General features: G+C 74.1%; 17 protein-coding genes. 5 read left to right on the forward strand and 12 right to left on the reverse strand.

Translation table 11 applies throughout. The features are described from left to right. Positions 1-12 precede the first annotated feature (12 nt). The 6 genes from MTF69_RS10370 to MTF69_RS10395 all read right to left on the reverse strand — a co-directional run bounded on the left by MTF69_RS10370 (position 13) and on the right by MTF69_RS10395 (position 1,930). Positions 13-378: an STAS domain-containing protein gene (locus tag MTF69_RS10370; protein ID WP_243332856.1), complete on the reverse strand. Its 366-nt coding sequence runs from the start codon at positions 376-378 to the stop codon at positions 13-15. Positions 379-440: 62 nt separating this feature from the next. Beyond that, a complete protein-coding gene (locus MTF69_RS10375; protein ID WP_243332858.1) occupies positions 441-740 on the reverse strand; it encodes an STAS domain-containing protein in 300 nt (99 codons plus the stop codon). Between the two features lie 65 nt (positions 741-805). Then, the gene (locus tag MTF69_RS10380; protein ID WP_243332860.1) at positions 806-985 is read right to left on the reverse strand and encodes a CsbD family protein; all 180 of its coding nucleotides are present in this window, start codon (positions 983-985) and stop codon (positions 806-808) included. A gap of 126 nt (positions 986-1,111) precedes the next feature. Further along, positions 1,112-1,441, reverse strand: coding sequence for a hypothetical protein (locus MTF69_RS10385; RefSeq protein ID WP_243332862.1), 330 nt, complete (start codon positions 1,439-1,441; stop codon positions 1,112-1,114). A gap of 43 nt (positions 1,442-1,484) precedes the next feature. Continuing rightward, positions 1,485-1,721, reverse strand: a complete 237-nt coding sequence (locus MTF69_RS10390; RefSeq protein ID WP_243332863.1) for a DUF6213 family protein — start codon at positions 1,719-1,721, stop codon at positions 1,485-1,487. 53 nt (positions 1,722-1,774) lie between these two features. Continuing rightward, on the reverse strand, positions 1,775-1,930 hold the full coding sequence (locus MTF69_RS10395) for a DUF6131 family protein (RefSeq protein WP_243332865.1): 156 nt from the start codon (positions 1,928-1,930) through the stop codon (positions 1,775-1,777). Between the two features lie 515 nt (positions 1,931-2,445). On the opposite strand from MTF69_RS10395, the gene MTF69_RS10400 reads away from it, so the two are divergent. The 4 genes from MTF69_RS10400 to MTF69_RS10415 all read left to right on the forward strand — a co-directional run bounded on the left by MTF69_RS10400 (position 2,446) and on the right by MTF69_RS10415 (position 4,715). Continuing rightward, entirely contained in the window at positions 2,446-2,637 is a 192-nt protein-coding gene (locus MTF69_RS10400; protein WP_243332867.1) for a hypothetical protein, read from the forward strand. A gap of 16 nt (positions 2,638-2,653) precedes the next feature. Next, positions 2,654-2,968 (forward strand): monovalent cation/H+ antiporter complex subunit F, encoded by a 315-nt coding sequence (locus MTF69_RS10405; protein WP_243332869.1) that lies wholly within the window; start codon positions 2,654-2,656, stop codon positions 2,966-2,968. 1 nt (position 2,969) lies between these two features. Continuing rightward, positions 2,970-3,236: a hypothetical protein gene (locus tag MTF69_RS10410; RefSeq protein WP_243332871.1), complete on the forward strand. Its 267-nt coding sequence runs from the start codon at positions 2,970-2,972 to the stop codon at positions 3,234-3,236. Between the two features lie 156 nt (positions 3,237-3,392). Further along, the gene (locus MTF69_RS10415) at positions 3,393-4,715 is read left to right on the forward strand and encodes an MFS transporter (protein ID WP_243332874.1); all 1,323 of its coding nucleotides are present in this window, start codon (positions 3,393-3,395) and stop codon (positions 4,713-4,715) included. Positions 4,716-4,840: 125 nt separating this feature from the next. On the opposite strand, the gene MTF69_RS10420 is transcribed toward MTF69_RS10415, so the two are convergent. From MTF69_RS10420 to MTF69_RS10445, 6 genes are all read right to left on the reverse strand, one after another. Beyond that, positions 4,841-5,182: a GNAT family N-acetyltransferase gene (locus tag MTF69_RS10420; protein ID WP_243332876.1), complete on the reverse strand. Its 342-nt coding sequence runs from the start codon at positions 5,180-5,182 to the stop codon at positions 4,841-4,843. 224 nt (positions 5,183-5,406) lie between these two features. Beyond that, on the reverse strand, positions 5,407-6,240 hold the full coding sequence (locus MTF69_RS10425; RefSeq protein ID WP_243332877.1) for an HAD family hydrolase: 834 nt from the start codon (positions 6,238-6,240) through the stop codon (positions 5,407-5,409). A gap of 160 nt (positions 6,241-6,400) precedes the next feature. After that, positions 6,401-7,804 (reverse strand): glycoside hydrolase family 1 protein, encoded by a 1,404-nt coding sequence (locus MTF69_RS10430; protein ID WP_243332879.1) that lies wholly within the window; start codon positions 7,802-7,804, stop codon positions 6,401-6,403. Positions 7,805-7,962: 158 nt separating this feature from the next. Next, a complete protein-coding gene (locus MTF69_RS10435; RefSeq protein WP_243332881.1) occupies positions 7,963-9,912 on the reverse strand; it encodes a beta-glucoside-specific PTS transporter subunit IIABC in 1,950 nt (649 codons plus the stop codon). Between the two features lie 434 nt (positions 9,913-10,346). Further along, entirely contained in the window at positions 10,347-11,657 is a 1,311-nt protein-coding gene (locus MTF69_RS10440) for a putative Ig domain-containing protein (protein ID WP_279345595.1), read from the reverse strand. 162 nt (positions 11,658-11,819) lie between these two features. Further along, complete coding sequence (locus tag MTF69_RS10445; RefSeq protein ID WP_243332883.1) at positions 11,820-12,713, reverse strand: LysR family transcriptional regulator; 894 nt, start codon at positions 12,711-12,713, stop codon at positions 11,820-11,822. 1,010 nt (positions 12,714-13,723) lie between these two features. On the opposite strand from MTF69_RS10445, the gene MTF69_RS10450 reads away from it, so the two are divergent. Continuing rightward, positions 13,724-21,880, forward strand: coding sequence for a type I polyketide synthase (locus MTF69_RS10450; RefSeq protein ID WP_243332885.1), 8,157 nt, complete (start codon positions 13,724-13,726; stop codon positions 21,878-21,880). Positions 21,881-21,992: the final 112 nt, after the last annotated feature.

The following is a 21,992-nucleotide window of genomic DNA, read 5'->3' on the forward strand; positions in this document are numbered from 1 at the left end:
GGTGCTCCTCCGCTACGTGCGCTGGTGACTCGACAGAGCCGCCTCCACATCGGGGTGCTGCGGGAAGAGCCCGTCGGCGCCGGTGATGTGGAACATGCGTGCGACCGGCCGGCGCAGGCCGATCAGTTCGAGGCTGCCACCCGTTTCCCGGGCCGCGAGCCGGTTGCGCAGCAACACGTTCAGTCCCGTGGAATCACAGAACGCCAGCCCGCTGACATCCACCAGCAGGCGTCGGCCGCCACTTGCCCGGGCGGCTTCGAGGGCCGCGCGCAAGGGCTCCGCGGTGTCGTGGTCGAGCTCTCCGGCCAAGGTCAGAACGGTGGCCCCGTCGAGGGGCCGCACGTCGACCGCGAAGCGGCCTTCGTCGGCCGAGGGCATCGCGCACCCCCTTCCACCGGTGGATCGGCTCTCGACACCGGATACGTTTCGCGCCTACCCCCTCAGGGGTCGCCAAACCCGGGCTGGACGGTGTCGATGGGGAAGAGGGGGAGGGAGCCGGTGATCTCCAGCAGCCGCAGCATCTGGGCGCTGGGCGCGGCCAGGCGCAAGCTGTGGCCGGACTCCACGGCCTGCAGGCGGGCCCGGAGCAGCAGGTTCAGTCCGGCGGAATCGCAGAAGGTGAGACCGCTGAGGTCGACGACGATGTCGGCGGGGCCGCCCACCCGGGTCACCGCTTCGAGCAGCAGGGCGCGCACCTCGTCGACCCGGCTGATGTCCATCTCACCCGTCAGACGGACCACAGCCGCCTCCGTGGCACGGGGAGGCGGCCCGGCAGGATCGTGCGCGCCGTGCTCGTGCGGCATCCTCAGCGCTGTCCCTTGGCCTTCTTCATCTTGTCCGCGGCATCAGAGGCCATTTCCTCGGCCTTGCCGGCCATCCGCTCGGTGCTTCCCTCCGCCTGCATGCGCTGGTCGTCCATCGCACTGCCGAGGTTCTCCTTGAGCTTTCCCTTGGCCTGCTTCGCCTTGCCCTTTGCCTTGCCCATGACTGGTTCTTCCTTCCTGTGGGGGTACTGCTGCCACCATGCGTCAGGGGATGGCAGCCTGCAATTTGTAGCGAATTGCCCGCATCCAGTTGGCTGAGGCGGCAGGGCCTTGCGCGGGGAACGGCGTCACGGGCCGATGTCGTGCGTGCGGCACCAGCCGATGGCGAGCCGGATGAGCCGGATGAGGGTGAACACCCAGACGGCGGCGAAGGCCCAGATCAGTGGGGGTGAGGACGTGGCGACGGCGTAGACGAGCAGGATCGCGCAGGCGACGCCGAGGACCCCCGTGTACAGGCCGGCCCGGTGGCGGCGGCTCCAGCTGCCGGGAGAGGTCCAGGGTCTGACGCCGCGTCGCAGCGTACGAAGTCTGCGGTCCAGGAGCCGGTCGGCACACAGGTCCTGCTCCATGTCCTTGAGGATCATCAGCTCCTGACGAGAGAGCTCAGGGCCGTCCATCGCGAAGCCCCTCTCCTGCCGGGCCTTCTGCACGGCCGCCGTCCTACGGACGTGGAGCGGCCGAAGTGAACCCGATGCATTCGACGTCGATCTGATCGGCGAGTTCGGTCAGTACGCCCGCCAGGTCGCGGACCGTCTGCTCGTCGCCGCGCATCTCTCCGGTGTGCTCCGATTCCAGCCAGTCGGCCGCGAGGCAGCGCAGGAGGCCGGTGACGTGATCGGCGGGGATCAGCAGGACGCCGTCATCCGCGGGGATCAGCGGTATGGACATCTGGATCATGGAACCGTCTCCCGGGGAGCGTCCGTGCGCGTCCGCGCTATCGCGCTACCGCGCTACCAATAGTGCCGCCGCCCTCCGACAGCGTGCCCGACGGAGCCGAGCACCCACAGGACGACCCCGATGACGACGAGGATGATCCCCAACGTCCACAGGATCGAAATGCCGAGGAGGTAGCCGACGATCAACAGGACGATGCCAAGCGCGATCATGATGTTCTCCCATCTCGCAGGCTTCTTCTGCCCCGATCCGGTGCCGGAATGCGGTGGCAGGTAGCCCAGTCCGGTGAAGAGGGCGCGGGCCCGCCGCGGCGGGCGGCGCGCACCGCCTTCCGCGATGCGGGAAGGGGCATACCTGGCCGCCGGACCACCGTCCGTCCGACGCCGGACGGGACGGACGCACAGAGGGACCGGACCGGCACAGGGACCGGACCGGCACGAGGACCGGACCGACGGAGGGAGGACGGCGCCGTGGCAAGCCCCCGCACCGGCCGTCGCTTTCCGTGGAGCGGCGCCGCCGAGGCCGGAGCGTGGTGGGGCGCTCGCCGTCGTGCTCCAGGTGGTCTTCATCGACACCCTCTCCTGGCCCGAACTCGCTCTGGCCGCCGTCACCGGAGCCGTGGCCGCGGTCGCCGCCCGCGCCGTCCGGCTCGCCTCCGGGGCCCGGACCGGCCGGGGCGCGCACCTGGCCGCGGCACTCCTGCACTGGCCGGCTCGCCGCCTGCACGGTGCGCACCCTGCGCGGCCACCGCGTCCGCGGCCGCTTCCACACCGTCGAGTTCCGCCCGGGAACGGGACCCGCCTGGGCCTGTGGTCTGCTCTCCGCCACACCCGGCCTCTACGTCACCGGTTCCGGCCGCGGACGCACCGTACGGGTCCACGTCCTGCCCGGTGAACGCACGCTCTGGAGGCGGTCCTGACCGGCGGGGAACGCCGTTGAACGCCTGGTCCGCCGCCTCGGCCGTGCTGCTGGTCCTGGGCCTGCCGCCCTGCGTGTGGGCCTTGTGCCGCGGTCCGGTACCCGCGCGGCCGGCGGGCCTCAACCTGGCGGGCACCGTCGTCACCGTGCTGCTGATGCTGTCCGTCGCGTTCGGACGCAGCTCCTACGCGGACCTGGTCCTCGTCCTCGCCGCGCTCGCCCCGGTCGGCATCCTCGTCTTCACCCGCCTCCTCGGCCCCCACGAGGACGTTCACGAGGACATTCACGAGGGCGCTCACGGCGACGTGCAGGGCCACGGCGGGCGGACCTGACGTGGACCCGCGACAGACCGTCACCTCCGTGCTGCTGGCCGCCGGGATCCTCTCGGCCGGCCTGGCGGTGGCCCAGGCCGGGGCCGCGCTGTGGGGACCGGCGGTGAAGGGCCGCTCCGCGCACGCCCTGCGCGGGGCCGCGGTGGCGGTGACCCGCACGGTGGTGCTCCCGCTGCGCAGGCTGTACTCCGGCCGGGTGGGCGACTGCACCAGTTGGCTGGCCGTGGGGACGGCCCTGCTGATCGCGGCCTTCGCCGTGAGGCCGTAGGAAGTCGGGCGCCGCCTGTGGTCAGGGCCGCACCCGCACCACCCGCACCACCCGTACCCGCACCCGGAAGTATCTTGACGTCAAGATTAATCTCCGGCAGGCTTCCGCTGGTATCTCGATATCGAGATACTTTCGCGGAGGTCCGGAGGGTATGGGATGCGGCGGCGCGGTATGGGGCGGGAGAGGGAGCGACGGCCCGGGCTGGTGGCGCAGTTGCGGCGGCCGCCCGGAGGCCGGGACGCCCGGATCATGCTGCTCGCCCAGCTCATCGACCGCACCGGCACGGGCGTGTGGGCCGCCTCCTCGGTCCTCTACTTCACCCTCCTCATGGGCCTGGACGCCGGCCGGATCGGCCTCCTGCTGGGCGTCGCGGCCGTGGCGGGCATCGCCGGATCGCCCCTGGCGGGGCACCTGGCGGCCCGCTTCCCGGTGCGGTCCCTGCTGATCGGCTGTCACCTGCTGCGCCTCGGAACCCTCGGCGCACTGCTCGTGGTCACCCGCTTCGACGCCTTGCTGACCCTGGTCGCGGTCACCTGCCTCGGCGACCGGGCGGCCAAGGCGCTCGAGATGCTCTTCGCCACGCGGGTGGCGGGTGAGCGGCGCGGCACCTATCAGGCACTGTCGCGCAGTACGGCGAACGCCGGTTACGCGGTGGGCGCGGGGATCGCCGCCGCCGGTTTCGCGGTCGGGGCCCCGGAGGCGTACCAGACGCTGATCCTGGGCAACGCGCTGTCGTTCCTCGCGGCCGCCGCGCTGGTCTGGCGGACCCGGGAACCGCGAGCCGAGGGGCGCGTGGCGGCGGGCACGGGGGGTGCGGCGACCGGCCGGGCGGGGGCGCCGAGCCCGTGGCGGGACCGCGGCTACCTGCGCTTCGTCCTGCTCGACATCCCGATGAACCTCGACGACTCGGTCCTGGCCGTGGGCCTGCCGCTCTGGCTGGTGGTCCACACCGACGCGCCGCACGCCCTGGTCCCGGCCTTCCTCGTCGTCAACACCGTGCTGGTGGTCGTACTCCAGCTCCGCGTCTCGGCCAGGTTCGAGGAACCCCGCCGGGCCGCGGCGGCGGTCTCGGTGTACGGGCTGACGATGCTCGCGTGCTGCACCCTCCTGGCCCTCACCGCCGGCGCCGGGGCCGTCGCCGCGACGGTGGTACTCCTCGCCGCGTCGGTCCTGGTCACCGGGGCGGAACTGCTGCGGTCGGTGAGTTCCTGGGAGCTGGCGGTCTCGCTCGCCCCCGAGGAAGCGCGGGCGCCGTACCTGGGAGTGGCGGGCATGGCCCAGTCCGTCCAGAAGTCCGCCGGCCCCCTGCTCCTGACCGGGGTGGTGATGACGGCCGGGCCCGTGGGCTGGCTGGCCCTCGGTGCGGGGATCGCGGCCCTGTCGGTGGTCCAGCGGCGCTCCGCCCTTCGCCGCTGGGACTCCGTCCTCGCCCCGCCCGCTCCCACCGCGCCCTCGCTGCCCGCCGCGCACACGGGGTGAAACCGCGTACCCCGGGGCCCTGGGCCTCGGGGCGCGCCGGCGCGGTCCGGCTCAGGCCCGGTTGGCCGGACCGTCCATCGTCCAGGCCGAGTGGTGCGCGGTGAACCCGATGTGCGGGTAGTAGTTCACGGCCGCCGGGGCCGCCAGCAGATCAGCTGGGCCTGTGGCGCGGCATCCCGGGTGGCACGGATGAGGTCCTTGCCGACGCCCTTGCCCTGGTAGGCGGAGTCGACGGCGAGGTCGCTGAGGTACGTGGAGTACGCGCCGTCGGTGATCGAGCGGGAGATCCCGATGAGTCGGCCGTCCTCGTCGCGGGCGACGATGACCAGGTTGGCACCGGCGAGCATCCGGGTGAAGCGCCCGCTGTCCTCCACGGGGCGGCGTTCGGCGAGGGTGGACGCCCGGTACAGGGCGGCCGCCTCCTCCACGTCGAGGGCGCCGCCGATGACCTGTTCACACGTCCACATGCTGGTGCGGCTCCTTGCCGAGCTCGGGGAAGGCCTCCAGGACGATCCGGTCCACAGATCCACCGAGGAGTGCGCCAGGTGCCGTTCGTGCCACAGGGCGATGTTCTCGTACGCGGCGCCCGCTTCGGCCCGCAACACCCGGGCGAGCCGCACAGCCGCTCGCCGGCCGTCGGCTGCGCTGGTGCGGCAGGGCCCTGGAGCCCTGGTAGGTGCCGACGGTCCGGCTATTGCCGGACGAGGGGTGCGGTGAGCGGGAGGAGGTGGCGCTCCAGGACCGCCGCCACGCCGTCCTCGTCGTTGCCGGCGGTGATCTCGTCGGCGACCGCCTTGAGGCTGTCGTGGGCGTTGGCCATGGCGACCGAATGGCCCGCCCAGGCGAACATGGGGATGTCGTTGGGCATGTCACCGAACGCGATGGTGCCTTCCGCCGTCGTGCCCAGCGCCTCCGCCGCCAGGGCCAGACCGGTCGCCTTCGACAGGCCGAGGGGGAGCAGCTCGACGCAGGTCGGACCGGCCATGACCACGGTGACGAGATCGCCCACCGCCTCGCGGGCGGCCTCGGTGAGCTCGTCGTCCGTGAGGTGGGGGTGCTGGATCTGGACCTTCCCGATCGGCCGGTCCCAGAGCCGGGCGGTGTCACCGACCTGCTCGATCCCGGTCGAGGCCATCGGCGGGAGCGGGAACCCGGGGCCCACGAGGATCGGATCGGCCAGCTCCACCGGCATCACCGCCACCGACAGCGGACCGGTACGGGCCTCCACGCGGGCCACCACGTGCGCCGCCAGCTCCCGGTCGAGGGAGACCGACGAGACGAGGGCGTCGCGCCCGGCGTCGTAGAGCTGGCCGCCCTGACCGCAGACGGCGAGGCCCCGGTAGCCGATCTCGGCCAGGGTGGGCTTGGTCCACTGGGCTACCCGTCCGGTCACCACCACGTGCCGGGCCCCGGCCGATACGGCGGCGGCGAGGGCGGCCGTCGTGCGCGGGGAGACGGTGTGGTCGCTGCGCACGAGGGTGCCGTCGAGGTCGGTGGCGATCAACTGGTAGGGGAAGCGGGTCATGGACGGGTCTCCTGTGTGGGGGTGGGGGCGTGGGCGGGGGCAGGGGTGGGGGTGGGGCTGCGGGGGGACCGGTCGTACGGGGTGGGGGTCGGGTGGAACGCGGCGGGGCCGCCGGCGTCCGCCGGGTGGGCGGACGGTCGGCGGCCCGGGGCGCACGGGATCAGAGTGAGCCGTTGCCCTTGATCAGCTGCTGGTACCAGAAGAAGCTGTCCTTGCGGATGCGGCGGAGCTCCTTGAGGTCGAACTCGTCGCGGTCGACGTAGATGAAGCCGTAACGCTTCGATACGCCCTGGTGGGTGGAGATCAGGTCCATGGCCGACCAGGGGTGGTAGCCGATGACGTCCACCCCGTCCGCGACCGCGAGGCGCATCTGGGCGATGTGCTCGGAGAGGTAGGCGATCCGGTAGTCGTCGTGGATCTCGCCCTCCTCGACGGTGTCGAAGCCGCCCAGCCCGTTCTCGGTGACCATGACCGGCAGCCGGTAGCGGTCGTAGACGTCGCGCAGGGTGGTGCGGAAGCCGACGGGGTCGATCTCCCACCCGAACTCGGTGGTGGCCAGGTAGGGGTTGCTCACGGCGCGGAAGACGCCGCTCTCGCCGACCGCGAGCTGCTGGTCGCCGCCCTCGTAGGTGACGGCGCCGTCGTCCAGGGGCGCGGCGACGGTGGCGGTCGTGTAGTAGTTCAGCGCCAGGTAGTCGGCGCGCCCGGCCGCCAGGACCTCCAGGTCGCCGTCGGCGATCTCGGGGGCGATGCCGCGCTCGGTCATCCAGGCCCAGGCGGTCGGGTTGTAGGTGCCGTACGCGGCCATGTCCAGGTACAGCCAGTTGCGGATGGCGTTGTAGTCGGAGGCGGCGAGGACGTCCTCGGGCTTGCTGGTGGCCGGGTAGACGACGGAGATGTTCGGCGCCGGGCCGATCTTGGCGGCCGGAAGCATGTCGTGGCACATCTTCGTCACGCGGGCCTGGGCCACCATCATGTGGTGGTTCTGCTGGTAGAGCTCGCGCTTCGGGTCGTCGGAGGTGGTGGCACTGGTGCCGATGGCGGCGCCGTGCAGGATCATCATGTTCTGCTCGTTGATGGTCAGCCAGTGCGTGACCTTGCTGCCGTACTCCTCGAACAGCACCTCGCAGTAGCGGGCGAAGGCGTCGATGGTCGAGCGGGAGGTCCAGCCGCCCTTGCCCTGGAGGGCCTGCGGCAGGTCGAAGTGGTAGACGGTGACGACCGGTTCGATGCCGTGCGCGAGGAGGGCGTCGAAGAGGCGGTGGTAGAAGGCGATGCCGTCCGGGTTCACCGCGCCGTCGCCGTCCGGGACGATCCGGGTCCAGGCGATGGACAGGCGGTAGGCCTCCAGGCCCAGCTCGGAGAAGAGCTTCACGTCCTCCTCGAAGCGGTGGTAGTGGTCCGCGGCGACCTTGAAGTCGGTGGTGCCCTGGGGGTAGCCGCGGGTGTCCTGGACGGACGGGCCCTTGCCGTCGGTGTCCCAGGCGCCTTCCACCTGGTAGGCGGAGGTCGCGGCGCCCCACAGGAAGTCGGGGCGGAAGGCGGCGGGGGTCTTGTGGTCCATGTGCGGATCTCCTTCGGGGGTACGTGGATCAGGGCGCGGGGCGCTGGGCGCCGGTGTGCTGTGTGCTGTGTGCTGTGTGCTGTGTGCGGGGTGGCGCGCCGGGCGGGGGCGCGCGGGGCGGGGGCGCGCGGGGCGGGCGGGGCGCGCCGGGCGGGACGTCAGCCCACCGGGGTGAGTTCGCGCTCCGGGCCGAGGGACAGGAGCACCGTGCTGTGCTCGACTTCGGCGTGCCCGGTGGTCCGTACGACGCCCGTGCCGGCCGTATCGAGGATGATCACCATCGTGGTGGTGTCGTAGCCGGCCGCTTCGACGGCGGCCAGGTCGACTTCGCCGAGCGGGTCGCCGATCCGGACGTGGTCGCCCTGCCGGACGGCGGTGGTGAAGTGCTCCCCGCCGAGCCGCACCGTGTCGATGCCGATGTGGACGAGGACCTCCACGCCCTCGGGGGAGCGGAGCCCGTAGGCGTGCGGCAGGACGCTGACGACCGTGCCGTCGATGGGGGAGTGGACCTCGCCGGAGGTCGGGGCGACGGCCGCGCCGTCACCGAGGGTGCCGGAGGCGAACACCGGGTCCGGTACGTCGGCCAGGGCGAGGACCCTGCCCTCGACGGGGGTGGCGACCTCGAAGGCCTCGCCGGCGGGCCGTTCCGAGGCGGCGCCGTCGGCGGAGTCCGCACCGGCCGCACCGGTTTCGGGGACTTCGGGGGCTTCGGCGGCTTCGGCAGTGTCCTCCGGGATGTCCTTGAAGCCCAGGGCCATGGTGAGGCCGAAGGACAGGGCGACGGCGACGCCGACACCGATCAGCTGGAGGGCGAAGCTGCCGACCTCCAGGTAGGCGGAGAGGGACAGCAGGCCCGGCATGATGTACGCGGTCGAGGCCGAGCCGCCCGCCGAGGCGATGCCGCCGCCGACCGCGCCGGCGATGCAGGCGTAGACGAAGGGCTTCTTCAGACGCAGGTTGACGCCGTAGACCGCGGGCTCGGTGATGCCGGCGAGGAAGCTGCTGACGGCGGCCGGACCGGCGAGCTTCTTCAGGCTCTTGCTGCGGGTACGGAGCATGACCGCCAGGACGGCTGCGCCCTGCGCGGCGGAAGCGGCGACCAGCGGGCCGTAGAGGAGGGAGTGCCCCTGGACGGCCAGGTCGTTGGCCATCATCGGGACGAGGCCCCAGTGGATTCCGAAGACGACCATGATCTGCCAGGTGCCGCCGAGGACGGCTCCGGCGACGGCCGGGCTGAGACCGAACAGCCAGCCGATCAGGCTGGAGGCTCCCTGGCCGGCCCAGTCCGAGGCAGGGCCGATGGTGAGCAGGGTCAGCGGGACCATGACGGCGATCGTCAGCATCGGCGTGATGAAGTTGCGGATGCTGGACGGCAACGCCTTGTCGAGGCCGCGTTCCACGAAGCTCTGGACGTACACGGCGAGGATGACCGGGATGACGGAGGAGGCGTAGGCGACCATCACCATCGGGATGCCGAAGAAGGAGACCGGGTCGCCGGCCTCGTTCAGAGCGCCGATCGCGGGGTAGACCAGCGATCCCGCGATGGCCATGGCGGTCCACTGGTTGGACCCGAAGCGCTTCGCCGCAGTCACCGCCAGCAGCACCGGCAGGAAGAAGAACACGCCGTCGCCGGCCGCGTTCAGGACGGTGAATTCCTGCGAGGTCTCGGCGACCAGACCGAGCTTGGTGACCAGCACGATCGTCGCCTTGAGCAGGCCCGCACCGGCCAGCGTCCACAGGAACGGAGTGAAGATGCTGGAGATGACGTCGACCAGCCGCGTCAGCGGATTGCCGCGCGGAACCGAACCCGCGGAGCCGGACCGCGACGCCTTGCCGCCCTTCGCCGGCGCCCGGTCGGCTCCGAGCCCGGAGATCCTGGTGATCCCGGCGTAGGCCTTGGCCACGTCGTTGCCGATGACCACCTGGAACTGGCCGCCGCTCTCGACGACCGTGATGACGCCGGGGGCCGCCTCGACGGCCGCTCTGTCGGCCTTCGACGCGTCCTTGAGGACGAACCGCAAACGGGTGGCGCAGTGCCCCAGGGACTCCACGTTCGATTCGCCGCCGACGCCTTCGAGTACGGCCGGCGCCGTCTTTCCGTAATCCACGATGAGTTCTCCCTGCATCGCGTTGCCGAACCCGGAACGTCTTCGGTCCGAGGTCCCCCCAGTCTTGACGAGGTCAACGGAAGGCAAAGGAAGCCGAAAGTCCCGAATGGAGCGACCTTTGTGCCTTTACGGCCGCGCTCCTCAACAGGGCTTTCCCTCACATGAGTTCACTGTGTGACGACATCGCCCGGATCGGGCCCTACGGTCATGCGGGAAGGGACTTTCAGCCCCTGTCCCGGATGGGCCGACGGCGGAAGAGCGCAGGCTGCGCGGGAACCCGGGGCACCCCGACCTCGTCGTCGCCGACCGGGAGGCGGCGTCGGGAGCGGGGCTGGGAGCGGTGCTGGGCTGACACGGCGAGGGGCGGATCCCGGTCAGGCCGGGGTCCGCCCCGTGATGGCGCCCTTGGAGGCCCCGGCCTCCGGGTGTCTCCTTTAGAACCAGGTGAGGGTGAGGGGGAAGGTGGTGGTGGCGGTGGCTGGGGTGGTGTCGGTGGCGGTGGCGGTGATCTGGATGGTTCCGGTGGCCCAGGGCTTTCCGGTGATGCGGCCGGTGGCGGCGTCGAGGGTCAGGCCCCAGGGGAGTCCGGTGGCGGTGTAGCGGACGGGGGGCTTTCCGCCCGTGGTGGTGAGCTGGATGGTGCAGTTCTGGTTGAACTTGCAGCTCTGCGGGCCGGGGTTGGCCAGCTTCAGGTCGGCCGAGGTCGGCGTCGGGGTGGGAGTGGGCGTCGGCGTGGGAGTCGGGGTGGGAGTCGGCGTCGGGGTGGGCGTCGGCGTCGGTGTGGTGCCGCAGCCCGGGGTGGCCTCCGGGGGCAGCGGGACGCGCCAGATCTGGGTGTCGTTCTCCGAGCCGACCAGCAGGCTGGTGCAGTCGAGGTACGTCACCGTCTCGCCCTGCGACTGGGCGGGCAGGGCCACGTCCGCGAGCTTGGTGCCCGCGGTGTCGTACACCGAGGCGGTGTTGGCCCCCATCGGTCCGCCGCTGCGCAGGGTGTAGGAGGCTCCCGAGGGGGAGAACGCGCCGTCGGTGGCGAAGACCGGGCCCGGCCGGACGGCGGTCAGGGTGCCCAGCTGCCCCGGTACCGGCGGCAGCGGAGCCTGGTACAACTGGCCTGCCGCTCCGATGAGTTTGCTCGCGATGTGGATCCGCCCGGTGACGGGATCGGCGAGCAGGGATTCCGCGTCGTGTTTGCCGTCGGCGTAGGCGAACCGGTACGTCACGGGCGTCACCGAGGCGTTGGCGAGCTGGTCCGGCTCGGCGAAGGAGTGCACGGTGATCTCGGCGCGGCTGCCGAAGTTGTCGCCGATGTCGCCGACCAGGATCGCGGGGCGGCCCGAGGAGTCCTTGCCGATGGCCAGCCCCTCCCAGTCGGTGTTGCCGACCCCGGAGACCGTGTACGTGGCCTTGAGCAGGCCGGTGGCGCCGCTGCAGTCGATGGCGAAGACCTGGTTGGTGTTCCCGCTGTCGTTGACGGCGTAGAAGACGCCGGGGTGCTTCCGGCTCATGGCGAGACCGCTGATCTCGGCCATGCCTCCGGGGAGGGTGCACCGGCGCTCGGGAGCGGCGGCGGCGGTGCCGGCGGCGCCGGCGACGGCGGACAGGGGTGCGGACGCAGGCGTGAGGGTGGATGCGTTGGCCGGCCCGGCGGCGGGTCCGGTCAGCCAGGCCGCGGCCGGCAGGACCATGGCGAGGGCCGCGGTGGCGAGGGCGGCGACCCGCGGGGGCGTGAGGAGTAGTCGGGACATGCCCACCATGTGAGGGGGTGTCAGGTGACGGCGCCAGGGGCAATCGCCCTCCGTTCGAGCATCGTTCAATGCCGGGCGGGCATGTCCGGCCGCAGGGAGGGGCCCTCCGGTCGGCCCGCCGGGACGCACGGCCCGCCGCCCCGGGAGGCGCGGCCCGCGCGGTCACCGGGAGGGCTCGCGTACGGGTGCCTTGTGCCGGGCGTGCGCGATGAAGGCGCGGGCGGCCCGGCTCAGCGGCCGGCGGGCGTGCGCGATGCCCACCGGGCGCAGCAGGGGCGGGGTGAAGGAACGTATCTCCGCCCTGCTGCCGAAGGCCCTGGCGACCACGTCGCGGTACCAGATGAGGGAGCCGCGGCCGTCGGTCACCCCGGTCACCCAGCCGAGGCGCTCGTCCACCTCCAGGCAGGGCACCGGGCGCACGCCCAGGCAGCTGAACATGGCCTCCATCTCGGTGCGCCGGCCCGTCCCGGGGGTGGGCAGCACCATCGGCAGCCCGTCGAGTGCGCGGAACGGTAACGGGTCGGGCAGCGCGGACCCGACGGGGGAGATGAGCACCACCTCGCGCTCCTGGATGAAATGGGTGGAGAGTTCTCCGTCGAGGGGGAGATCCACGAGTGCCAACTCGGCCCGGCCCTGGGTGAGTTCCTGGACCACGGCCTCTCGGCTGTCGTACTGGTGGAGTCTGACGTCGAGGCCGGGGTGCCGCTCGGTGAAGGCATGCACCAGCTCGGAGGCCAGATCGAGGGCCAGCGTGGGGGTGGTGACCACGGACAGGGCGGCCCTGGCGCCCAGTCCGTGGGGCGTGCCGATGTCGTCGATCGCCTCCACCGCGTCGAGCACGGTCCGGGCCAGCCGGACGACCCGGGCCCCTTCCGGTGTGAGGTCCACCCCCCTTCCCCGGCGGGCGAGGAGTTCGACGCCCAAGTCGCGCTCCATGGCTTGGACGGCCCGCGACAGGGCGGACTGGGCGACGAATACGGAGGCCGCCGCGCCGGTGATGGAACGGCAGTCGGCGACGGCGACGAGGTAGCGGAGCTGGGCGAGGGTGGGGGTCATGACCGGAAGGTAACCGGGCAAGGGTGTACCTGTAAGACCGCGTCGGGTGAACAACCGTCAGACTCCGCAAAGGTGTTCATGCCGGACTGGTGACAACTCATACCCATGCGGCATGAGCGCGAGCGGCTGAGCGACGCCGACTGGTGGGCCGGAGGCGGGTCGTCCCGCCGCAACGCCGCAGGCCATGGCCCCGACAGGGGCGCGCCGACGGCGTGGCCGGGCTGCCGTTCGGATGGCCGGATTCCCTCCGGGGCGCGAAGTGAACGGCTCCGGATGGCCGTTGACAGTGCGGGGCCGCCACCGCACGATGCATCGCGGCAACAGGGAATTTGACCACCGCTCAACCCTGTCCCCGTCGCATCGCCCGGCCGTTTCGCGCGCCGCCCCCCTCGGATCCCCCGCGGGAGGGCGTCTCGTCCGCCGCCTTTCTCCCACGCCTTCCCCGGTTTTCCGTCCCGCACTGCGCCATGTCACACCGCACTGGAAGAGGAGCGTCCGTGTCCCCCCAACCCGAGCCGTCCCCCCAGCCCTCGCGTGCCCTTCCGCCCCAGGAGCCCCCGTCGGCTACGCGGCCTGCGCGGCCTGCGCGGCCTTCACGCACCCCGCGTCCTCCGCGATCCGCACGGCCCGCACGATCCGCGACGACCGGGCGAGCGGGGGATGGGCGAGCGGGGGGTGGGCCGACGCCGCTGGGGGAGCGGACCGAGGCGTCGGGCTCCGAGCGGACCGAGCGGACCGGGCCGCCGGCTCCAGGGCGGCCCGAGCGGCCCGAGCGGCCCGAGCCGTCGGCTTCCGAGGGGGTCGAGCCTCCGGCTCCCGAGGGGGCCGGGCCGTCGGCTTCCGCGTGGCGGCCCGGGAGGCCCGGGCGGCTCCGCGCCGCCGACCGCGACCTCGTCGTCGCCGTCAGCCCGTTCGAGGAGCCCAACCCGAGGATCGTCACCGCCGCCGAGCGCGCCGGATCCCTGGGCCTGCTCGACCTCGGGCGGGACGCCGGGTCCGCGCGGCGCGCCATGGCCGAGATCGCCCGCCGCCTCGGAGCCGGCCGCTACGGGGTACGGGTGCCCGCGGGCTGCCCGATCGGGCCCGGGGAACTGCCGGCCGAGGTGGACACCGTGCTGCTCGCAGACCCCGCGGGCCACACGCCGGGCGGGGTGGCCGGCTGGGCGGCCGCCGCCGGGCGGCCCCGGGTGTGGGCCGAGATCACCGATCCGGCGCAGGCCGCGGCCGCGGTGGCCGCCGGGGCGGAAGCGCTCGTGGCCAAGGGGCACGAGGCGGGCGGCCGGGTGGGCGGGACGACCACCTTCGTCCTGCTCCAACAGCTGCTCGCCGGCCCCCGGTTCGGGACGCTGCCCGTGCGGGCTTGCGGCGGGATCGGGCCGCACACCGCGGCCGCGGCCGTCGCGGGCGGAGCCGCCGGTGTGCTGGTCGACGTACAACTGGCCCTCACACCCGAGGGGGAGGCCGGGCTGCCCTCCGAAGTGGCCGCGGCCGTACGGGCCATGGACGGCTCCGAAACCAGGATCGTGCGGGGCCACCGGGTGTACGCGCGTCCCGACCTGACCCCGCCGCAGGGGCCGGCCGCCGCCCTGCTGGGCGCCCGGGACCTGCGGACACAGCTGCTCCCGATCGGGCAGGACGGGGCCTCGGCGGCCCGGCTGGCCGCCCGCCACCGGACGACCGGAGGCATCCTCCAAGCCGTCCGGTCGGCCGTCGCGGGACATCTGGCGGCCGTCGTACTGGCCCGGCCGCTGGGGGGCGGCCACGGCCCGGGGCGACCGCTCCCGGTGGCGCAGGGGCCGATGACCCGGGTCAGCGACCAGGCGGCCTTCGCCGAAGCGGTGGCCGCCGGGGGCGGGGTCCCCTACCTGGCGCTCGCCGTCATGGAGGGCCCGCAGGTGCGCCGGCTCCTCACCGAAACCGCCGAGCGGCTCGGGGAGCGGCCCTGGGGCGTGGGCATGCTCGGCTTCGCCCCGGCCGAGCTGCGGGCCGAGCAGCTCGCGGCCGTCGCCGAGGTGCGCCCGCCGTACGCGATCATCGCGGGCGGCACCCCGGGGCAGGCGGCCCCGCTGGAGGCCGCCGGGACCCGGACCCATCTGCACGTGCCCTCCCCGGGCCTGCTGGAGCGCTATCTCGCCGACGGGGCACGGCGGTTCGTGTTCGAGGGGCTGGAATGCGGGGGCCATGTCGGGCCGCGCGCCTCGTTCCCGCTGTGGGAGGAGCAGATCGAGCTGCTGCTCGCCTGCCCCGAACCGGCAGCCCTGGACGTGCTGTTCGCGGGCGGAATCCACGACGCGCGCTCCGCCGCGATGGCCGCGGCCGCGGCGGCGCCGCTGGCCGAACGGGGTGCGCGCATCGGGGTGCTCATGGGCACCGCCTACCTGTTCACCGAGGAGGCGGTGGCGGCGGGCGCGGTCCTGCCCCGCTTCCAGCGGGCGGCGCTGGAGTGCGCGGACACGGTACTGCTGCACACCGCGCCCGGACACGCCACCCGCTGCGCGGTCACCCCGTACGTGGACACCTTCGAGGCCACCCGGCAGCGGCTCGCGGAAGGCGGAGCAGCGCCGCGCGAGGTGTGGGAGGAGCTGGAACGGCTCAACCTGGGAAGACTCCGCATCGCCAGCAAGGGCCTGCGACGCGGGGCCGACGGATCCGGGCTGGAACCCGTGGGCGAGGAACAGCAGGACTCCGAGGGGCTGTTCATGCTGGGCCAGGCAGCCACCCTGCGCTCCGGGACCACCACGATCGCCGCCCTGCACACCGAAGTCACGCAGGGAGCGACCGAGTTGCTCCGGCAGCGGGCCGAGGAGCTCGCCGGTCCGGACCCCGAGGGCGATGCGTCGGACGCGATGGCCGCCGCCGGCGCTCCGCGGCCCGAACCGCTGGACGTCGCCGTCGTCGGCATGGCCTGCGCCTACCCCGGCGCACCGGACCTGGCCGCCTACTGGGCCCGGATCCTGAACGGGAGCGACGCCGTGACCGAGGTCCCGGCCGAACGCTGGGACCCGGCCGTCCACTTCGACCCCGATCCGGCACGGGCCGGCGAACGCACCCCGTCCCGCTGGGGCGGCTTCCTCGGCCCGATGCCCTTCGACGCCCTCGCGCACGGCATCCCGCCGGCCTCGCTGGCCGGGATCGAACCGGTACAGCTGCTCGCCCTGGAGATCTCGGCGCGGGCCCTGGAGGACGCCGGGTACGGCAAGGACCGGGAGTTCGACCGCTCCCGGACCTCCGTCGTGTTCGGTGCGGAAGCCGGCACCGAGCTGGCGGGCGCGTACGGGCTGCGCGCCCTGTACCCCGGATACCTGGGCGAGATCCCACCCGAGCTGGACGAACAACTCCCGCGGCTCACCGAGGACTCCTTCCCCGGCGTACTCGCCAACGTCATCGCGGGCCGGGTCGCCAACCGGCTGGACCTCGGCGGCGCGAACTGCACGGTCGACGCCGCATGCGCCTCCTCGCTGGCCGCACTCGACCTCGCCTGCCGCCAACTGCGCGACAGGGACAGCGACATGGTGCTGTGCGGAGGCGCCGACGTCCACAACGGCATCAACGACTACCTGCTGTTCTCCTCCGTCCGCGCACTGTCTCCCGGAGGCCGCTGCCGGCCCTTCGACGCGGCCGCCGACGGGATCGCCCTCGGGGAGGGGGTGGGGGCGCTCGTACTGAAACGGCTCGCCGACGCGGAACGCGACGGCGACCGGGTCTACGCCGTCATCAAGGCGGTCGGAGCCGCCAGCGACGGACGCTCCCTCGGCCTGACCGCGCCCCGGCCGGAGGGACAGCGCAGGGCCCTGGACCGGGCCTACGCACGGGCCGGGATCAGCCCCGGCGACGTCGGCCTCATCGAGGCGCACGGCACCGGCACCGTGGTCGGCGACACCACCGAACTGGCCGTGCTGACCTCCCTGTTCACCGAGTCGGGCGCCGCCCCCGGAGCCTGCGCGCTGGGTTCGGTGAAATCGCAGATCGGGCACACCAAGTGCGCGGCCGGGCTCGCCGGACTGATCAAGGCGGTCCGGGCGGTCCACTCGGGCGTGCGGCCGCCGACCCTGCACCTCGACGCACCGGTCCCCGCCTGGAACGCGGAGACCAGCCCGTTCTCCTTCGACACCGGAGCCCGGCCGTGGGCGGTGCCCGCCGGGCGGCGGATCGCCGGGGTGAGCGCCTTCGGGTTCGGCGGCACCAACTACCACGCCGTGCTGACCGGTTACGCGGGATCCGAGGAGCCCCGGCACGGGCTGGAGGAATGGCCGGCCGAACTGTTCTGCTTCCGAGGCGAGGACCGGCGCGCGGCGGGCCGCGCGATGGCCCGGCTGGCGGCCAGGCTGGAGGAGAACGACGCGGCCGGGCGCCCGTGGGCGTTGCGGGACCTCGCCGCCGAGGCCGCGGCCGGGGCGGGTGCGGTACGGGTCGCGGTCGTGGCCGCCGACCTGGACGAGCTGGCGGCCCGGCTGGAGAAGGCGCGCGACTTCACCCCGGGCGCGGGGGTCCACCTACGGGAGGACGCGGCGGAGCCCGGACAGGTGGCCTTCCTCTTCCCCGGCCAGGGCAGCCAACGCCCCGGCATGCTCGGCGAGTTGTTCGCCGCCTTCCCGCTGCTCCGGGAGCTCCTGGACGCGGCGCCGAGCACGGTGGTCTCCGCGATGTTCCCCCCGGCGGCCTTCACCGCGCAGGGCCGGAGCGCCCAGCGGGCCGCGGTCACCGACACCCGGGTGGCGCAGCCGGCCCTAGGGCTGGCGGGCTCGGCGGCGCACCTGCTGCTGGGGGAGCTGGGCGTACGGCCGGACTGCGTGGCCGGGCACTCGTACGGCGAGCTCACCGCACTGCGGGCGGCGGGGGTGTGGGACCAGGAGAGCCTGCTGCGGCTGAGTGCGCGCCGGGCCGAGGCCATCCTCGCGGCCGCCGGGACAGATCCGGGGTCGATGGCGGCGGTGACGGCCGCGCCGGAGGAAGTGCGGGAGATCGCCGCGCGTGCCGGGTGCGTGATCGCCAACTACAACGCACCCCGGCAGTCCGTGATTTCGGGGCCGTCCGCCGCCGTCGCCGAGGCGGTGGCCGCCCTGCGGGAGGCCGGTCTGACGGCGGCCCCGCTCTCCGTGGCCTGCGCGTTCCACAGCGAGGTCGTGGCGGGGGCGGCCACGGCCCTGGCCGAGGAACTCGCCGGGACGGAATTGGCCGACGCCGCCGTCCCCGTCTGGTCGAACACGACGGCCGGCCCGTACCCGGTGGCCGCCGATGCGGTACGGAACCTGGTGGCCCGTCAGGTCGCCGAGCCGGTCCGGTTCGTGGAGCAGGTGGAGCACATGTACGCGGCCGGAGTACGGACCTTCGTGGAAGCCGGGCCGGGCCGCGTCCTGTCCGGCCTGGTCGGCCGCATCCTGGGCGACCGGCCCCACACGGTGGTGCCGCTGGACGTGCCCGGCGAGCACGGGCTGCTCCGTCTGGTCACGGCGTTGGCGGAACTGGCCGCGGCGGGCGTCCCCGTGGCGCCCGAGGCGCTGTTCCGCGGCCGCACCTCCCGGCTCCCCGAGCGCGCTCCACGCCGCCCGGGCTGGCTGGTGGACGGCCACCTGGTCCGCACCCGGGACGGCAACCCCGTCCCCGGCGGCCTCCGCCCGGCCCGCCGGGTCCACGTCGCGGTATCCGAAGGAAAGGGAGCCCATCAGATGGCGCAGCCGAAGAACGGCACCGGTCAGGCGGGAAGTTCCGCCGGGCTGGGGACCCACGCGAACGGCAGCCCCGGGAACCTGCCGGCCCCTGCCGGGGGCGGGCACTGGCTGCCTGCCGGCAGTCCCGCCGGTGCCGGTTCGGCCTGGAGCTCCGTCCGGGAGGCGGCCATGGCGGACGGCCGCCGGAACGGCCGCTTCGCGAGCAACGGGCACGGCGCCGCCCCTGGCGGGGGCGGGCCCTGGCTGCCGGGCGGGGGGCCGGGTGTGGGGGGTCCGGATGCGGGCTTCGACCCTGCGGGCGGGGCTGTCACGGGGCACGTCGAGGCTCCCTTCGCGGGGCCGGGAAGCGGGGGGCCGGTCGAGGGCGGTCCATGGTCGCAGGGTGCGGGCTCCGGCACGACCGGTTCGGGCGGCGGCTTCGCGGAGCCGGGGAGCGGCGGTCCTACCGGGGGCGGGCACCGCTTGCCGGGCCGGGGTCCGGGGGCGGGTGGCTCGGGTGGACGTTCCGGTCCGGTGGGAGGCCGGATGGGCGGCTACGCGGACGCGCGCGACGACCGGGCCGGGATTCCGGCCGCCGAGGGGGCGCCGCTCCTCCCCGGGAGCGGTGGGCCGGCGGCCGGTCCGGTTGTGGGGGGTACGGACGGCCGGCGCCTCTGGGCCGCGAACGGGGGGCCCGCCGCAGGGCTTGAGCCGCCGGCGGGCCCGACCGCCTGGGCAGGGGCTCGCGCCGGCCACGTGGCCGAGCACACCGCACCTGCCCCGGCGGACCGCCGTGAGGAGGCGGTTCTGGAGTACCTGCGCGGTTCGCGCGAACTGGTCCAGGCGCAGCGGGACGTCATGATCGGCTACCTGGCTTCGACGGTGGCACCGCCGCCGCTCTGGAGCGGCACGGACCCGGCTCTGCCCCGGTACGCCGCCGGTACCGGCCAGGCCCTCGCGATCTCGCCCTCCGCCGCCGGTGCCTCCCATGGCCACGCGGGCCCGCAGGGCATGGGGGCGACACAGGGCCGGGACGCGGGACAGGGGTTCGCGGCCCCGCAGGGTGCGGGGGGCGTCCCGGGGATGCTCCGGAGCGCGGCTCCGGCTGCCCTCTGGTCCGAGCCCTGGCCGGACGGCCGAAGCGTGCCCGGGGGTGCCGAAGGCGCCTGGCCCGGGGCGCACGGCGTGGCCCCGGGTGCCGGACTGCCTGGCGGTCCCCAGGCGCCCCCGGGGATGTTCGGGGACGCCGCCTCTCCCTCTGCGCGGGCCGAGTCCCGGGCTGACGGTGCGGGCCTGATGGGAGGCGCCGACACCTCCTGGTCCGCCGCCCAGACCGGGGGCGCGGCCTTGGGTCCCGGAGCGACTGGACCGTGGCCGACGGCTCCGGGTGGGTCGGCGTTCGACGGCGTGGCCCCGGGCTCCGGGATGGTTGGCGGTGCGGCCCACGGGGGTGGGATGCCCGGTGGTGGGGCCTTCGGTTCGGGGCTGGCCGGCGGCGTGGCTCCGGGCTCCGGGATGGTTGGCGGTGGGGCCCACGGGGGTGGGATGCCCGGTGGTGGGGCCTTCGGTTCGGGGCCGGCCGGCGGCGTGGCCCCGGGCGACGGGATGCCCGGCGGTGTGACCCCGGAGCCGGGGATGCCCGGCGGCGTGGTCCCGGGGGACGGTCCGCCCGGGGGCGACGGTCGTGGGGGCGTCGGCGGCAGTGGGGGCGCGGCTCGTGGGGGGCCGCGGTCCGCCGAGGAGGTGATGGACGTGATCGTGGAGATCGTCCACACCCGGACCGGGTACCCGCGGGACATGCTCGCTCCCGACCTGGACCTGGAGGCGGACCTGTCCATCGACTCCATCAAGCGGGTCGAGATCATCGGCGCCCTGGCCGACCGGATCGGCCTGCCCCAGGACGCGGGCGGCTCCGCCGAGTCCGCGATCGAGGAGCTGTCCCGGATCAAGACCCTGCGCGGCATCGTGGAATGGGTCTCCGGCCACACCGCCCGCCCCGGGCCCCCGGCTGCCGAAGCGGCGGCCGCGGTGACGGGCCCGCCCGCACTCGGCCGCCTCCGGGTGGAACTGCACGTGCTGCCGCCCGCGCCCGGGGACCCGGAGGCCCTGCGGGGTCTGCGCATCGGGGTCGTCGGGGAGGCCGGGGACGGCCAGGGCGTCGTGCCCGCGGTCACCGGGGCCCTGCGGGCCCACGGGGCGGACGTCCGGCAACTGGCCGAAGGCGACGCCGCGTTCGACGCCGTCCTCGACCTGTCCGCCCTGCGGCCGGGAACGGCGCCCGTCCTGCCCGAGAGCTTTCCCGGGCTGCAGCGGGCCCTGACCGGCGGTGTGCACCGGCTCCTGCTGGTCACCGTCCGCGGCGAGTCCGCCGGAGCGGGAATGCACGGCTTCGCCCGCAGTGCGTCCCTCGAATACCCGGGCAGGCTGATCCGCGCCGTGGAGGTCCACTCCAAGGAGGACCCGGAGCGGATCGCGGCGCAGCTCCTGGCCGAGCTGAGCTGCGAACCGGCCGGGCCGACCGCCTCCGCTGCCTCCTCCGCCTCCTCCTCCGCCTCGGCGGAGGTCCCCGCCTCCGTCGCCTACACCGCCGAGGGCCTACGCGTCACCCCCCGGCCGGTCCCGGCACCGCTCGCCCCCGGCGACGGGACGCCGCCCCTCGACGCCGGCTCGGTGGTCCTGCTCACCGGCGGGGCCCGCGGGATCACCGCTCGGGCCGCCCTGGCACTGGCCCGGGCCACCGGATGCCACGTAGAGCTGATGGGACGTACACCTCAACCGGCTTCCGAAGCAGATGAGTTCGGGCATGCCACCGACCGCGTTGCCCTGCGCGCCGCACTGATCGCCACCGGACTGCGCACCCCCGCGGAGATCGAGGCCGCGGCCTCGCGGATCCTCGCCGAGCGCGAGGTGCGGGCCACCCTGGCGGCCCTCGCGAGCGTGGCCGCGTCCGTCGGCTACCACTGCGCGGACGTCACGGACGAGCAGGCCGTACGAGGCGTCGTGGCCGCCGTGCGGGCCCGCCACGGCCGGCTGGACGGGATCGTGCACGGAGCCGGGACCCTGAACGACGGACTGCTCCGCGACAAGCAACCGGCCGCCTTCGCCGAGGTGTTCACCACGAAGGTGACCGGCGCACGCCACCTCGCCGCCGCCGCGGCAGAGCACGGCGCGGCGCCCGCGCCCCGCTTCCTCGCGCTGTTCGGCAGCGTGGCGGGCGTCTACGGAAACCGGGGGCAGAGCGACTACGCCGCCGCCAACGACGCCCTCGACGGCCTCGCGCACATCTGGGCGGAGGACTTCCCGGGCCGGGTGCTGTCGCTCGACTGGGGCCCCTGGGCCGCCGAGGCGGGCGGCATGGTCAGCCCCGAACTGGCGCGCGCGTACACCCGCCGGGGCATTGCGCTCATCGACCCGGAGGCGGGCGGCGCCGCGTTCCTCGCCGAACTCGCGCACGGGACCGACGTACAGGTGGTCCTGATGGCGGCCGACGGGCACGAGGGGAGTGAGCGGCGTGCCTGACCGCCATCGGCAGGGCCAGGGTCAGAGCCAGGGCAAGGGGCATGGTCAGGGTCAGGGCAAGGGCCAGGGGCAGAGCCAAGGGAACGGGCAGCGGCGGCATCACCGCGGCCCG

The sequence above is a fragment of the Streptomyces sp. AP-93 genome, from assembly GCF_022808175.1.
Classification (GTDB): Bacteria; Actinomycetota; Actinomycetes; order Streptomycetales; family Streptomycetaceae; genus Streptomyces.

Coding starts and splice junctions, on each gene's coding strand:
- MTF69_RS10370 (WP_243332856.1), bottom strand. CDS start 378: ATGCCCTCGGCCGACGAAGGCCGCTTCGCGGTCGACGTGCGGCCCCTC.
- MTF69_RS10380 (WP_243332860.1), bottom strand. CDS start 985: ATGGGCAAGGCAAAGGGCAAGGCGAAGCAGGCCAAGGGAAAGCTCAAG.
- MTF69_RS10385 (WP_243332862.1), bottom strand. CDS start 1,441: ATGGACGGCCCTGAGCTCTCTCGTCAGGAGCTGATGATCCTCAAGGAC.
- MTF69_RS10390 (WP_243332863.1), bottom strand. CDS start 1,721: ATGATCCAGATGTCCATACCGCTGATCCCCGCGGATGACGGCGTCCTG.
- MTF69_RS10395 (WP_243332865.1), bottom strand. CDS start 1,930: ATGATCGCGCTTGGCATCGTCCTGTTGATCGTCGGCTACCTCCTCGGC.
- MTF69_RS10415 (WP_243332874.1), top strand. CDS start 3,393: ATGCGGCGGCGCGGTATGGGGCGGGAGAGGGAGCGACGGCCCGGGCTG.
- MTF69_RS10420 (WP_243332876.1), bottom strand. CDS start 5,182: ATGTGGACGTGTGAACAGGTCATCGGCGGCGCCCTCGACGTGGAGGAG.
- MTF69_RS10425 (WP_243332877.1), bottom strand. CDS start 6,240: ATGACCCGCTTCCCCTACCAGTTGATCGCCACCGACCTCGACGGCACC.
- MTF69_RS10430 (WP_243332879.1), bottom strand. CDS start 7,804: ATGGACCACAAGACCCCCGCCGCCTTCCGCCCCGACTTCCTGTGGGGC.
- MTF69_RS10440 (WP_279345595.1), bottom strand. CDS start 11,657: ATGTCCCGACTACTCCTCACGCCCCCGCGGGTCGCCGCCCTCGCCACC.
- MTF69_RS10445 (WP_243332883.1), bottom strand. CDS start 12,713: ATGACCCCCACCCTCGCCCAGCTCCGCTACCTCGTCGCCGTCGCCGAC.
- MTF69_RS10450 (WP_243332885.1), top strand. CDS start 13,724: ATGGCCGAGATCGCCCGCCGCCTCGGAGCCGGCCGCTACGGGGTACGG.